Source organism: Kitasatospora sp. NPDC054795, assembly GCF_053611565.1.
The window spans coordinates 1-13,048 of record NZ_JBSHAP010000192.1 but is presented as its reverse complement, the minus strand read 5'-3'; the positions used below and the strand labels follow the sequence as shown (position 1 = coordinate 13,048).

Here is a 13,048-nt window from a genome sequence, read left to right as displayed (position 1 = left end):
GCTCTTCAAGAGATCGGCCCCTCGGGCGTTTTCGCGTTCCCTCAGCTGTTCACGGCCTCAGTTGCACGCCCCCCGCCCGGATGTGCGCTCCCTCACACGTGCCCGCCGGGTCGACTTTCCGGCCGACCCCCTGCCGCCGGAAGCTACCGGCTAGTAACATCGTCGCCATGACCACACCCACGATCGGCAAGCTGCTCGACGACACCGTGCCGATGGCGCACACCCTCAACCTGGACTACCTGGAGACCACCCCGGAGCGGGCCGTGCTCCGACTGCCGGACCAGCCCGCGTACCACAACCACGTCGGCGGCCCGCACGCCGGCGCGATGTTCACGCTGGCCGAGTCCGCCAGTGGCTGCATCGTGCTCGCCGCCTTCGGCGACCAGCTGTCCCGGGCCGTGCCGCTCGCCGTGAACGCCGAGATCGCGTACAAGAAGCTCGCCATGGGCGACGTCACCGCCACCGCCGTGCTCGGCCGCCCGGCCGCCGAGATCGTCGCCGAGCTGGACGCCGGCGGCCGCCCCGAGTTCCCGGTCACCGTCGAGATCACCCGCGCCGACGGCGCCGTCACCGGCGTGATGACGGTCACCTGGACCCTGCGCCCCAACTCCTGACCACCACGCGGTCGTTGGCCCCGGGAGCGCCGGCCCCGGGGCCACCCGCGCGATGACCGTCCGTGACGGTGGGCGTGACCTCACCACCCGGCCGCTCGTTCTCGATTCACGTGCGAGCCAATCACGCGACCAAGCCCCAGGAACCCGCCCCTCGCGGCGGCGCCGGTGCCCGCCGCGGGATCGCCCGGTGGCTGCCCCGCCCCCGGGTCGTCGCCGCCGCGGGAGCCCTGCTCACGCAGCTCTGGGGGGTCGGCGCCCCCGGGGCGTACGCGGCCGCCGCCGACCCACCGCCGGACCCGGCCCGGCCCGCCGTCCGGCGCGCGCTGCACTGCGCCCCGGCACTCGACCGGCCGGTGCTCGACGGACCCGCCCTCGACGGGCAGTCAGCCGAACGTCCTGTCGGGTCCGGGCCCCCGACGGGCAGACCGTCGGCGGGCGGCCCGCCGGACCGCTCCCCCGGCGCCGCCGGGGAACCGGCCGGCAACGGCCCGACCGACGGGACCACCGGCACGGTCGGCGCGGTCGGCGGCACCCTCCAGGAACGCATCCGGGCCGGCGGCCTTCCCCTGCCCGGCCAACGGGCGGCCGTCCCCGACGCCTTCGCGCTCGCCTCCGGCCTCCTCGACACCCTCCCCGCCCAGGCCCGGCCCGACGACCCCCGCGCCTCCCGCGAGGGCGGACCCGCCGGCCTGTCCTCCGCCGCCCGCCGCCGACCCGACGGCACCCTTCCCGCCGTTCCCCGGCAGCGCCAGGCCGCGGAGGGCCCGCTGGTCCAGGAGGCGACGGCCACGACCGTCGACCGGGCAGGACCCGCCCCCGAGCCCGACCGGCCGGCGGACTCCACGGCCCCTGCCGGAGCCGGCCCCGGCCGGACGCCCGCGACGGTGGCCATCGCCGACACCGCCACGGCGGCCACCTCCCATGACGGCTCCGCCACCGCGACCGCCGTCCTCGCCCCCATCGCCGCCGGGCTGCTGCTCACCGGGGCGGCCATGTGGAAGCACCGCGGGCTGCCACGCGGGCACTGAACTCGAACTCCCGCCGTCCGCCCGGAGAACGGGCGGGCCGACGCCGGGGTACGCGCGTCGCGAGGCACGGGCGGGGCGCCGCCCGGCCGAAGAGCGAAGGCCCTGGACTCGGTGCCGCCCCAGCACCGGACGGCCCCGGGTCGGTCGAGCCGCGGCGTCGGGCTGCGCGCGTCCCGGGGCTGCCGAGGCGTCTCCCGCCGCCGGGCGCGGGCCGGGACAGCGGCAGGCGGCAGCGGCAGCGGCAGCCCGCCTATTGCGCGGCCAGGTCCAGGACCAGCAACGGGAGTTCACGCCCCGGGATCGAGCCGGACGGGACGCTGCCGATCCGGGTGGCACCCATCGCGAGGTAGAACGGCTCGGCGTTCGGGTCGGAGTCGATGGTGAGCCGGCGCAGGCCGAGCTCCACGGCCAGGCCCCGGGCCTGCTCGAACAGCGCGCGACCGACGCCTCGGCCGATCGACTCCGGCTCGACGAACAGCTGGTCCAGCGACCCGGTCGGCGGGGCGCCGGAGAGCGAGACGAACCCCAGCACCCGCCCGCCGTGCTCGGCCACCACCGTGGCCGACCGCTCGATCACGCCGGCGTCCACGGTCAGCTCCGCCCGGCAGGCGGCCATGAACGCCTCGTCGTAGCCCCAGTACGCCTTGGACCGCAGGGCGATGCCGGTGAGCAGCGCGGCCTCGTCCGGCCGGGCCGGTCTGATCTCCATGGCGCCCCCTCGGGTCGGTGGCCGGACGGCAGCGCCATTGTCGGCCGCGATCCGGTCGTCCGCCAACAGATTTTGCGGCGGGCGGCGCGACGCTGCCGGGGTTCACCGCTGGAGGCGCCGGACCGCGGCCGTCAGCGGAACACCCCCGGCGGCGGTTCCGGGGACGGGGCCGCCGTGGCGTCCGTCGCCGGAACGGCTCCGGCGGCGAAGTCGGTGAGGGCGCGGCCGTGTTCGACCCGGGCGTGGGCGGAGTCCGAGGCGGCGCGGCGGGTGAGGTCGGCGACCGGGAGGGGGGTGTGGGCGGCGGCCAGGACGAGGTTGCCGAAGCGCTTGCCGCGCAGCACGGCGGGGTCGGCGATCAGGCACAGCTCGGGGAAGACCGCGCCGAGGGTGGCGACCTGGGAGCGGGCGAAGGGCAGGGCGCCGCCGTCGGCGATGTTGGCGGCGTACCAGCCGCCGGGGGCGAGGGCCCGGGCGGCGAGGGTGGTGAACTCGACGGTGGTGCAGTGGGCGGGGGTGCGGGCCCCGGAGAAGACGTCGGTGATCACCAGGTCGACGCTGTCCTCGGGGGTGCGCTCCAGCACGCTGCGGGCGTCCGCGCCGCGCACCTTGATCTGCCAGCCGCGGTCCAGGGGGAGTTCGGCGCGGACGAGTTCGGTGAGCGCGGTGTCGATCTCGGCGACCTGCTGGCGGGAGCGCGGCCGGGTCGCGGCGGTGTAGCGGGCCAGGGTGAGGGCGCCGCCGCCGAGGTGCAGGACGGTGAGCGGGCGGCCGGGCGGGGCGACCAGGTCGATCAGGTGGCCGAGCCGGCGCTGGTACTCGAAGCCGAGGTGGGTGGGGTCGGCGAGGTCGACCAGGGACTGCGGGGCGCCGTCGATCAGCAGCGACCAGGCGGCGGGGCGGTCGCGGTCGGGGCGCAGTTCGGCGAGGCCGGAGCCGACGGGGCGGCTGAGCGGGCCCTGGGCGTGGGTGCGTCCGTCCGGTCCGGTGGTGGCCGCCGGTTCCGGGCCGCGCGCGGCTCTGCTGCTTCGTCCCATACCGGCCATTATCGCCGTCGGGGTGGAACACCCACAGGTCAGGGGCGTGCCCCGGGGACCCGGCCGGAGGTTCGGGGGCCCGGCGGGATCCGCGCGGCACGCCCGCTAGAACGGGCCGAGGCCGCCTGCGGTGAGCGTGCAGGCGGCCTCGCAGAGGGCGGAGCGGAGCACCCAGGCGTCGGTGGGGCGTGCGGTGCGGCCGGCGCCGGAGGGCGGGATCACCCAGCGCGGGTCGGTGGTGGCGGGCACGAGCGCGCCCGCGGTACAGGAGCTGCCGGGCAGATGCCAGGTCTCCCAGGTGCCGGCCGGGACGAGGAAGGAGACGGTGCTGCCGTTGCGGCTCTGCAGGACGGCTCCGCAGGCGCGGCGCAGTCTCAGGATGTCGACGGCTTCCAGGCCGTGCCGCAGGGCGACGGTCACGGTGTCGCAGGCGGTGACGGAGGTCCCCTCGTCGGGGGTCGTGCGCTCGCGCCGGCGGCCGCCGCAGGGGGTGCGGCCGCCCTCGACCGGTCCCCGGCCGGCGTGCCGATCGTCGGCGGGTTCGGGGAGCAGGGCGGGAGCCGCGGCGGCGAGCACTCCCCCGCGGACGGGTCGGTACTGCGGCAGTCCGGTGGCCATCATGGGCTCTCCTGTACCTCGTCGGTCCGGAAGCACAGCCGTTGGGCGGGGCCGCCGGGCTGGGACGGGCCGGGGCGACGGCATGGGCTTTTTCCGCGTACCAGGACAACGCGGGGCCCGTACCGCAGGCCACGGGGCGCATTACAGCAAGGCATGGCATTTCATGGCGGATACCCAGCAACATCGCACCTTTTGCCCTGTGTTGACATGGAATGCCCCTTCAACCGTATGTGGCCGCCCGGTGACTCCGAGTACTCTCGGCGCCATGGCAGCCACCCCACCGGCCGAGCCGAACCGACCGTCCCCCAACCCCGTGATGCGCGCGCTGCGCGGCGACCGTTCACCCGGCGAGTTCGCCACGGCCGTCCGCAGGGCCGCCCGCGAGATCGGCGAGCACGTGTCCTGCGACGCCCGCTACGTCGGACGGGTCGAATCCGGTGAGATCCGCTGCCCCAACTACGCCTACGAGCGGGTGTTCCGGCACATGTGGCCGGACCGCACGCTCACCGACCTCGGCTTCGCCCCCCGGACCTCCGTCCGCCGCCGCCCGGTGGCCGGATCCGGCGGGTGGAGCGAACCGCCTCCGCTCCACCCGACGTTCCCGCCCCCGCCCGCCCCGCGCTCACCAATCTCCACTCAACTCCCGTACGCTGCCTCGCCGTACGCGGATCCAGCCGCTCCGGACGGGCCCCCGTGGCCGAGTCCCGGGACGGCGCCCCGGGGGCCCGATGGATCGCCCAATCTCGACGAGGAGAACGACGACGTGCGTCGCCGTACGTTCCTGGCCGGCGGCACCACCGCGCTGGCCACCGTGATCGGCATCGACCGACCCGCACCGGCCGTCGGCCGGCAGGCCGGTGCCGACGGCGCCTCCGGTGCGCTCACCTACCGAGGCGCCTTCCCCGGTGCGGAGTTCACCGCACCGTCGCTGCTCGGCGGCGAACCGCTGGTGCCCGGCCGCCCCGGGCCGGTGGCGCCGTCTCGCCGGGTCGGCGCCGCCGAGGTGTTCGGCGTCGAACAGGCCGTCCGGGAGATCCGGCTGGCCGACGACGCGCACGGCGCCGACGCCCTGTACGAGCTCGCCGGGCGGTCGCTGCGCAACGCCTACGTGTTGCTCAACGAGTGCGAGTACAGCGCCGAGACGGAGCGCCGACTCCAGGCCGGGGCGGGCGAACTCGCCATCTCCGTCGGCTGGTTGGCCCATGACTCGAACCGTCTCGCGGACGCCCGCTCGTTCTACTCCGAGGCGCTCGCCACCGCCCGGATGGCCGGGGACTCCGGCCTGGAGGCGCACGTCTTCTGCAACAGCGCCTTCCTCGCCCGGGACGCCGGCCGCCCGCGCGAGGCGCTGCGCGCCGCCCAGGCCGGGCAGGTCGCCGCCCGGGAGCTGGACTCCGAGCGGCTGCTCGCCCTGCTGACCATGCGCGAGGCCGGTGCCTGGGCCCTGCTCCAGGACCGCGCCTCCTGCGAGCGCGCCCTCGGCCGGGCGTACGCCCTGTTCGACCGGGGCCCCGGTGAGCGGGACCCGGAGTGGATGTCCTTCTTCGGCGAGGCCGAGATCGCCGGGCTCCAGTCGCAGTGCTGGTCGGCGCTCGGCGACTGGGACCGCGCCAGCGAGCAGGCCGTGCTGGCGATAACGCTCCAGGAGCCGCACTTCCTCCGCAACCGGGTGCTGTACACCGCCGAGCTGGCCCACGACCGGCTCGGCCGCGGGGACCTGGCGGGAGCGGCGCACCACGGCTCGGCCGCCGTCGCGCTGTTCGACGCCGTCGGTTCGGCCCGGATCCGGAGCATGCTCGCGGACACCGCGGGACGGCTGCGCCGACACGTCGCGGTGCCCGAGGTGCGCCGGTTCCTGACCGATTACGACCGGGCGGCGGCCGCGTAGGACCCGTACAGGACCTGGGCAGGACCCGTACAGGGCCCGGGCAGGCCTCGCACGGGCCCCCGGGGAAAGCCCCGGTCCGCCCGGCGGACCGGGAACCGGCGCGGTCGGCGCCCGCCCGGGCTCAGTGCCCGGCGGTCAGACCGTCCAGGTGGGACAGGTCGTTCCAGATCTCCACCGCCGGCGCGCCGTACTCCCAGGACAGCACGCAGAGCGCGGCCGTACCGAGCTTGAACCGCTGGGCGTACTCGGGCGGCAGCCCCAGCCAGCGGGCGGCCAGGATACGCAGCAGGTGGCCGTGCGCGAACAGGACCACGTCCCGGTCGGCGCAGTGCATCACGGTGGTGTCCGGCTCCGGGACGCCGTGCTCCTCGTTGAGGCCGGCCAGGAACGCGTCCACCCGGGCGGCCACGTCGGAGAGCTTCTCGCCGCCGGGCACCCCGTCGCGCCAGATCAGCCAGCCGGGGTGGTCGGTGGCCCGGATGTCCGCGCCGGTGCGGCCCTCGTACGCGCCGTAGTCCCACTCCATCAGCTCCGGGCGCTCCACGGCGCGGTCGCCGAAACCGGCCAGCTCGCAGGTCTCCTTCGCCCGGCCGAGCGGACTGGTGCGGACGAGCGCGTCCGGCAGCCCGTTCCAGGGGGCCTTGGCGAGACGGGCGCCGAGGGCCCGGGCCATCGCGCGGCCCTCCTCGGTCAGCGGGATGTCGGTGCGGCCGGTGTGGCGGCCGGTGGCGGACCACTCGGTCTCGCCGTGGCGGACCAGCACGATGCGGGCGGGCATGGGGGCTCCTAGCGACAGCAGGGCGGTGGCAACGGTCGGTCTCACCATTGAGCACCGGGCTCCATGATCCCCCACCCGGACGGCGGCCACGATCGCGGGGCCCGTGGCGGCGGGCGCGGCCGCACGCCGGCCGGCGCGGTCCGCCGGGGACCCGACCACGGCCGCCCCGGGTGCCGACCGGTGCCCGCCCGGCGTGTCGACCGCTGTGCCGCCCGGTCGTCCAACGGCCGGTCCGCACCGCGTTGTCGGACCCGGATGCGACACTGGGCCGCACCATGAACGTCTCGACGAACGTCCCGCCGGGCGGGCCCGCTGAGCCGCTCGCCCAGCGGCTCGCGGAGCTGCGCGGACCGGCCCCGCAACGCAGTCTGAACGCCCGCTCCCTCGCCGCGCTCGCCGCCAATCCGGGCTGCCACCGCCGCGCCGTGCTCGACGCGGCCGGGGTGGACAAGTCCGCGCTGGCGGCCCGGCTCGGCCGCCCCGCCCCCTTCGGCCAGTCCCCCTTCGCCATCGCCCGCGGCGTGATCTTCGAGTCCCGGCTGAAGGCGGACGGCTACGCCCCGCTGCTGGAGCCGCTGCGCCACCACCTGGGCCTCCCGGCGGACGACCGGGCCCCGCTCCGGGTACCGGACCTGCTGCACCGCTCCGGCCCGGCCGTACGCGCCGACCGGACGGCCCAGGCACTGGCCGCGGCCGCCGCCGACCCGGAGGCCTGGACGCTGCTCGACCACCCGATGCTGCGCCTGGCGGTGGCCGGCAGCACCGCCTACCTGGAGCCGGACGCCCTGGTGGTGCACGGCGGGCGGTGCACCGTGGTCGAGATCAAGTCCTTCCCGGTGCTGGACGGCAGCGCGGACCCGGCCAAGGTCGGCGCCGCCGCCCGGCAGGCCGCCGTGTACGTGCTGGCGCTCCAGCAGGCCGCCGCCGCGGCGGCCGGGCAGCCGCTCGCCGAGGACCCGTACACCGAGCAGCGGCTCGCGGGCAGCCCGCGCACCAGCGTGCTGCTGGTCTGCCCGAAGGACTTCGGCAACCGGCCGACCGCGGTGGCCGTGGACGTCCGCCGCGAACTGGCCACCACCCGGCGCCAGCTGAGCCGGATGACCGGCATCGGCCGGCTGCTGGAGGCACTGCCGCCGGACGCCGGCTTCGACCTGGCCGCCGACGAGGACGGCGCGCCGGCCCGGACCACCGAGCAGCTGGCCGCCTCGGTCGAGGCGGTGCCCGCCGCGTACAGCCCGGACTGCCTCTCCACCTGCGAACTCGGCTTCCACTGCCGTGCCCGGGCCCGCTGCGGCGACCGGGTCGAGCAGCTCGGCCGGGGCGTGCGCGGCGAGCTGGGCAGCATCCGGACGGTGTCCGGGGCGCTGGCCGCCGCCGGCACCAAGAGCGAGGACCTGGACGGCGCGGACGACGCCGCCGAGCGCCTGGCCTACGCGGCCGCACTGCGCGCCGAGGCGCTGGAAGCGGCGGCCGCGGCAGCCACGGCCACCGGAGCCGGCGCCCCGGGGGCCGTCGCATGAGCGGGCGCGACGCGGGAGCGGCCCCGGCCGAGAGCCGCGGGAGCACCGCCGGGCGAAGCGGGGCGGGCGCATGAGTCTGCTCACCACCCTCGCCCGGCTGGAGGCCGTCCGCAGCGGCCGGGCCGAGCCGCTGGCCACCGTCCGGCACCGGCACCTGTCCGACCGCCCGATGGTGCTGGTTCCGCTGACCGCCGCCGGCGAGTCCGGCGCGCCGCTCGCGGTGCTGCTCGGCACCGACCGGGACGCGCCGCGGCTGCACCTGGTGCCGCAGCCGCTCAACCGCACCCTGCGGTTCGACTTCCTGGCCGAGCTGGCCGCCGACCTGCTGCCCTACCTGGAGTCCTTCGCCGAGGACGTCGAGCAGATCGAGGGCTCCGAGAAGGACCCGGAGAGCGGCGAGAAGACCCAGGTGTTCCGCGAGCTGTGCGCGGACGCCCCGCAGCTGATCGTGCCGAACGGCGCGGGCGTGCACCACCTCGCCCTGATCGGCCGCTCGACCCGTTTCCGCCGCACCGCCGAGGACGCGGAGCCGGGCCCGTACCCGGCGCCGGTCCGGGTGCCGCTGCTCGGCCGCTGGCTGACCCACCTCACCGACCGCGCCCAGGTGCCCGGGTCCTCGCTGCTGCTGCCGATGACCGGCCTGCTGGCCCGGCACTGGGCGACCGGCCAGAGCCACCTGGAGGACCAGCACCTGGCGGCCCGGCTCGCCTGGCACCACCCGCCGGCCGGTCTGACCGGCGCGCAGGCGGCCGAGCTGGCCGAGTCCGCCCGGGACGACCGGGGGCAGCTGCTGCACCCGCCGGCCGGGCCGACGACCGACCCCCGCTTCGACGAGTTCGTGCTCGCCCCGGCGATCACCCGCTACGACGCCGCGGTGGGCGCCCTGCAGCACAGCATCGAGCAGCGCGACGAGGCCGCCGCCGTACGCGCCCGGGCGGCCGTGCGGGCCGCGGTGACGGCGCTGGAGGAGGCGCTGTCGACCGTCCTGCTGCCCACCTGGCGGGACGTCTGGCAGGGCCTGGACCTGCTGCGGGCCCTGCCGCCGGCCGGTCACCTGGAGGAGCGCTGGACCGGCGACCGCTGGTCCTACACCGGACACCGGGACCGGCTGGCGGCCGGCGAGCCGCCGCAGCCCCGGCAGGACGACGCCGTCACCGCGGCCCGCAAGCTCGCCCAGCGCGAGCGCGAGCAGGCCCGGCTCGACGTCCAGGAGGCGCTGGACGACCCGCTGGCGATGGCCGAGCACCGGCTGGCCGGCGAGGCGTTCAGCGGCGTGGTCACGGAGGTGGTGCCGGACTGGGACACCACCGGCCGCTCCCCCAAGCCGCGCCCGCTGGTCACCCTGCGCACCGCCGACCGTCCGCACGCGGACCTCGGCCGGGAGGTGCACCGCGTGCACGGCGCGTCCGCGCAGAAGGCGGAGATCGTCGCGGTGGACACCGCCGGGGGCACCCTCACCCTGCGGGTGCTCTCCGGCATGGGCCGCCGGAAGGAGCCGGAGCCGGGCAGCCTGCCCGAGCCCGGCGAGTCGGTCACCTTCACCCTGTTCGAGCTGACGGTGCGCCAGTCCGCGCCGCTGCCCGAGCCGGACGACACCCCCTGGACCCACGGCGGCCCGCCCGGCGCCGCGCCCGTACCCGCCCCGTCCGCCCCGTCCGTCTCCGAGGAGTGGGAGTGAGCCGTCCGATGACCCCCGAGCAGGCCCCGGGCGAGGCCGCCGACGCCGCGGTGGCCCGGATCCTGGCGGCCACCGTCCGGCCGCCGGCCGGCGCCCCGCGCGGCGTGGTGGTGGACTCCCCGCCCGGCGCCGGGAAGTCGACACTCGTGGTGCGGGCCGCGCGCGAGCTGGTCGAGGCCGGCGAGCGGCTGATGATCGTCGCCCAGACCAACGGCCAGGTGGACGACCTGGTCGGCCGGCTGGCCGGGAAGGCGCCGGAGCTGACGATCGGGCGCCTTCACGCCGCGGACTCCCGGCCCGGCCCGGAGGTGCTGAAGCACGCCAACGTGACGCCCTCCGACAAGGTCGCCGACCTGGTCGAGCACGACGTGGTGATCTCCACCTCGGCCAAGTGGCAGTGGGTGCGGGCCGAGGCCCCGTGGCGGCACGCGATCGTCGACGAGGCGTACCAGATGCGCTCGGACGCCCTGCTCGCGGTGGCCCGGCTGTTCGAGCGGGCGCTGTTCGTCGGCGACCCGGGCCAGCTGGACCCGTTCACCGTGGTCGGCACCGAGCAGTGGGCCGGGCTGTCGTACGACCCGTCCGGCAGCGCGGTGGTCACCATGCTGGCGCACAACCCGGAGATCGAGCCGCACCGGCTGCCGGTCTCCTGGCGACTGCCCGCCAGCGCCGCGCCGCTGATCTCGCGGGCCTTCTACCCGTACACGCCGTTCCGTTCCGGCACCGGCCCGGACGACCGCCGGCTGACGGCCTCCGTGCGCCCGGACGGCTCGGCCCTGGACGCGGTGATCGACCGGGCCGCCGAGCACGGCTGGGCCCTGCTGGAGCTGCCCGCCCGGCACACCGTACGGACCGACCCGCAGGCCGTGGCGGCCGTCGCGGCCACCGTCCGCCGGCTGCTGGAGCGGGGGCTGACCGCCCGCTCCGAGCAGGGCGAGACCCCGCTCACCGCGGACCGGGTCGCCGTCGGCACCGCCCACCGGGACCAGGCGGCGGCCGTGCGCGCGGCGCTGCTCAAGGCGGGCGTGCCGGTGGACGGCGCGGCCGGTCCGGCCGTCACGGTGGACACCGCCAACCGCCTCCAGGGCCGCGAGTACGACGTCACCGTGGTGCTGCACCCGCTCTCCGGGCGCCCCGACGCGACCGCCTTCCACCTGGAGACCGGCCGGCTCTGCGTACTCGCCTCCCGGCACCGGCACGCCTGCATCGTGGTGGCCCGGGCCGGGATCGCCGAGCTGCTGGACGAGCACCCCGCGACCGAGCCGGTGCAGCTGGGCGTGCCGGTGACCTTTCCGGACGGCTGGGAGGCCAACCACCAGGTGCTGCACCACCTGAACGGCCACCGGGTCCACCTGAGGTAGCCGCCGGTGTCAGTCCTCGGTCTCGCAGACCGCGAACGCCACCACCGGGCCCCGCTCCGTCTGTACGCTCCACCCGCGCCCGTCGGCGGTGGGGCCGGTGGCGCGCACCGGGCCGTCCGCGTCCGGCTGGAGCCGGTAGCCGCCGCCGGTCAGGTGGGTGCCGGACGGGCAGGTCGCCGTCGAGACGCCGTCCGCGCCGCTCGGCTCCCCGGTGACCACCAGCGCCGTCTCGGCGGCCGCGGCGGGCGGGGCGACGGCGGCCGCGAGCAGCGCGCCCGGCAGGGGCAGGACGGACAGGGCGAGGGCCGTGAGGCCTCTTCTCAGACGCATGGGGGTTCCCTCCAGCTCGGTCGGACGACCGGGTACACCGGGACAACCGGTTCGCACGCGATCCGGAAGCGCGGCGCGGGAGGCGCACGCCCGGCGCGAGCCGGGGAATAGCGCTCGCGTGCGCACCGTTCCGCTACCGGCCACCGCCGCGAGACAATGGACGGCGGCCACGACCGGGCGGCGCGGCCCGGAGCAGGTTCCTTCCACCCCACCCGAGACCCGGAGGTGTCCGTCCATGCCCGACTCCCCAGAGTCGTCCGAGCCCACCAGGCGCCTGCGTCCGGTGCAGCTGCTGTTCGAACCGCAGTCCGCCGAACCCGAGCCGGAACGATTCTTCGACCTGGAGTCGATCGAGGACCCGGCGGAACTGCTGCGCCGCTCCACGGAACTGGCCCTGGCCTTCCGGGCCGCCGCCGAGCGGGCCACGGACTTCCAGGCGGTCGCCGCCGCGCAGCTCGCCGACCCGCGCCGGTTCGACGCGCTGTCCGACGCCGAGGTCGCCCGGCGGGCGGACTGGACCCCGGACTACGCCGCCAAGATGATCGAGTACGGCCGCACCCTGCTCCAGCCGCGCCGGCACGAGGACTGAGCCCCGCGCCCGTCCGCCGGACACGGGCCGCTGGCATATGCGCGGCGGGGAAGGGTACGCCGTCCCCCGCCGCGCTGTCCGGCGAACCGCGCTTTCCGTCCCGGCGCGGGCGGGCGCCGCGCAGGCTGCTCCCCGTGGAGATCTGGACACAGCAGTCGGTGACGCAGCAGTCGGTGACGTACCCGTCAGCGACATACCCGTCGGTGATGCACCCGTCGGTGGAGTACGTCGGCGCGGCCGGAGAGGCCTGGCTCGCCTCCGCCAGCGAGTACCCGCGCAGCATGCGCGCCCTGTGGGAGAGCCGCCCCTGGGCGCCGTCGGTGCTGCCCTGCGGGCGCGCCTTCGACGTGATCAGCATGCCGGCGCTGTTCGGCCGCCGGGTGCTGGACGAGCTGTGGGCCTCCGGACCGGGCTGCGGGCCGGTGGCCGTCCACCGGGGGCGGATGCTGCTGTTCGTCCAGCCGGGCGCGGCACCGCGGCTGCGCCGGCTGCTGGCCTGGGAGGAGTGGGCCCGGGACGTGCCGCCGCTGCTGTGCCACGGCAGGGGCGACGCGGTGACCGTGCCGCCCCTGCAGCGGATGGTGAACAGCCCGGACTCCCCCGGGCAGGGCGCCGGCCGGTGGATCGTCGCACCCGAACAGCGCAGTCCCCGGCTGCCCGGCGCCGCGGTGGTGCTCTGGGCCTGCGTACGGGCGGCGCGCGAGCCGGTTCCCGCCGGGGCGCCCGTCGTGACCGGAGGGTGAACGCGGGGCGGCCGGTATTCGATTTTGGCTCGGCCGCACGGCGCTGCTAGAGTCTTCTCTGTCAGCAGGCGCCGCTAGCTCAGTTGGTTAGAGCAGCTGACTCTTAATCAGCGGGTCCGGGGTTCGAGTCCCTGGCGGCGCACAGACAGCCGGAA

The 13,048-nt window shown here is 76.6% G+C and carries 13 protein-coding genes and 1 tRNA gene; 9 read left to right on the top strand and 5 right to left on the bottom strand.

The window, feature by feature from the left end:
- Positions 1–167: 167 nt before the first annotated feature.
- Together ACWGJO_RS38855 and ACWGJO_RS38850 are read left to right on the top strand one after the other, a co-directional pair.
- The gene (locus ACWGJO_RS38855) at positions 168–614 is read left to right on the top strand and encodes a DUF4442 domain-containing protein (protein ID WP_359908975.1); all 447 of its coding nucleotides are present in this window, start codon (positions 168–170) and stop codon (positions 612–614) included.
- Positions 615–724: 110 nt separating this feature from the next.
- On the top strand, positions 725–1,642 hold the full coding sequence (locus ACWGJO_RS38850) for a hypothetical protein (RefSeq protein WP_452190337.1): 918 nt from the start codon (positions 725–727) through the stop codon (positions 1,640–1,642).
- Positions 1,643–1,892: 250 nt separating this feature from the next.
- On the opposite strand, the gene ACWGJO_RS38845 is transcribed toward ACWGJO_RS38850, so the two are convergent.
- The 3 genes from ACWGJO_RS38845 to ACWGJO_RS38835 all read right to left on the bottom strand — a co-directional run bounded on the left by ACWGJO_RS38845 (position 1,893) and on the right by ACWGJO_RS38835 (position 4,009).
- On the bottom strand, positions 1,893–2,351 hold the full coding sequence (locus ACWGJO_RS38845; RefSeq protein ID WP_452190336.1) for a GNAT family N-acetyltransferase: 459 nt from the start codon (positions 2,349–2,351) through the stop codon (positions 1,893–1,895).
- A gap of 131 nt (positions 2,352–2,482) precedes the next feature.
- Positions 2,483–3,388 carry a spermidine synthase gene (locus ACWGJO_RS38840; protein WP_359908982.1) on the bottom strand — a complete coding sequence of 302 codons (906 nt, stop codon included), beginning with the start codon at positions 3,386–3,388 and terminating at the stop codon, positions 2,483–2,485.
- Between the two features lie 105 nt (positions 3,389–3,493).
- Positions 3,494–4,009 carry a hypothetical protein gene (locus tag ACWGJO_RS38835; RefSeq protein ID WP_452190335.1) on the bottom strand — a complete coding sequence of 172 codons (516 nt, stop codon included), beginning with the start codon at positions 4,007–4,009 and terminating at the stop codon, positions 3,494–3,496.
- Between the two features lie 262 nt (positions 4,010–4,271).
- On the opposite strand from ACWGJO_RS38835, the gene ACWGJO_RS38830 reads away from it, so the two are divergent.
- Positions 4,272–5,894, top strand: coding sequence for a tetratricopeptide repeat protein (locus tag ACWGJO_RS38830; RefSeq protein ID WP_452190334.1), 1,623 nt, complete (start codon positions 4,272–4,274; stop codon positions 5,892–5,894).
- A 121-nt stretch (positions 5,895–6,015) separates the two neighbouring features.
- Here ACWGJO_RS38830 and ACWGJO_RS38825 read toward each other — a convergent pair whose 3' ends face one another.
- Positions 6,016–6,672: a histidine phosphatase family protein gene (locus ACWGJO_RS38825; protein WP_387691835.1), complete on the bottom strand. Its 657-nt coding sequence runs from the start codon at positions 6,670–6,672 to the stop codon at positions 6,016–6,018.
- 275 nt (positions 6,673–6,947) lie between these two features.
- Between ACWGJO_RS38825 and ACWGJO_RS38820 the strand changes: the two genes are divergently transcribed.
- The 3 genes from ACWGJO_RS38820 to ACWGJO_RS38810 all read left to right on the top strand — a co-directional run bounded on the left by ACWGJO_RS38820 (position 6,948) and on the right by ACWGJO_RS38810 (position 11,231).
- Complete coding sequence (locus ACWGJO_RS38820) at positions 6,948–8,192, top strand: hypothetical protein (RefSeq protein ID WP_452190333.1); 1,245 nt, start codon at positions 6,948–6,950, stop codon at positions 8,190–8,192.
- 70 nt (positions 8,193–8,262) lie between these two features.
- Positions 8,263–9,870, top strand: a complete 1,608-nt coding sequence (locus ACWGJO_RS38815) for a hypothetical protein (RefSeq protein WP_452190332.1) — start codon at positions 8,263–8,265, stop codon at positions 9,868–9,870.
- 8 nt (positions 9,871–9,878) lie between these two features.
- Positions 9,879–11,231, top strand: a complete 1,353-nt coding sequence (locus ACWGJO_RS38810) for an AAA family ATPase (protein WP_452190338.1) — start codon at positions 9,879–9,881, stop codon at positions 11,229–11,231.
- A gap of 9 nt (positions 11,232–11,240) precedes the next feature.
- Here ACWGJO_RS38810 and ACWGJO_RS38805 read toward each other — a convergent pair whose 3' ends face one another.
- On the bottom strand, positions 11,241–11,561 hold the full coding sequence (locus tag ACWGJO_RS38805) for a hypothetical protein (protein WP_452190331.1): 321 nt from the start codon (positions 11,559–11,561) through the stop codon (positions 11,241–11,243).
- A 235-nt stretch (positions 11,562–11,796) separates the two neighbouring features.
- Between ACWGJO_RS38805 and ACWGJO_RS38800 the strand changes: the two genes are divergently transcribed.
- From ACWGJO_RS38800 to ACWGJO_RS38790, 3 genes are all read left to right on the top strand, one after another.
- Positions 11,797–12,150, top strand: a complete 354-nt coding sequence (locus ACWGJO_RS38800) for a hypothetical protein (protein ID WP_074005111.1) — start codon at positions 11,797–11,799, stop codon at positions 12,148–12,150.
- A 206-nt stretch (positions 12,151–12,356) separates the two neighbouring features.
- The gene (locus ACWGJO_RS38795) at positions 12,357–12,893 is read left to right on the top strand and encodes a bifunctional DNA primase/polymerase (RefSeq protein ID WP_359909009.1); all 537 of its coding nucleotides are present in this window, start codon (positions 12,357–12,359) and stop codon (positions 12,891–12,893) included.
- 68 nt (positions 12,894–12,961) lie between these two features.
- A tRNA-Lys gene (locus ACWGJO_RS38790) sits at positions 12,962–13,035 on the top strand.
- Positions 13,036–13,048: the final 13 nt, after the last annotated feature.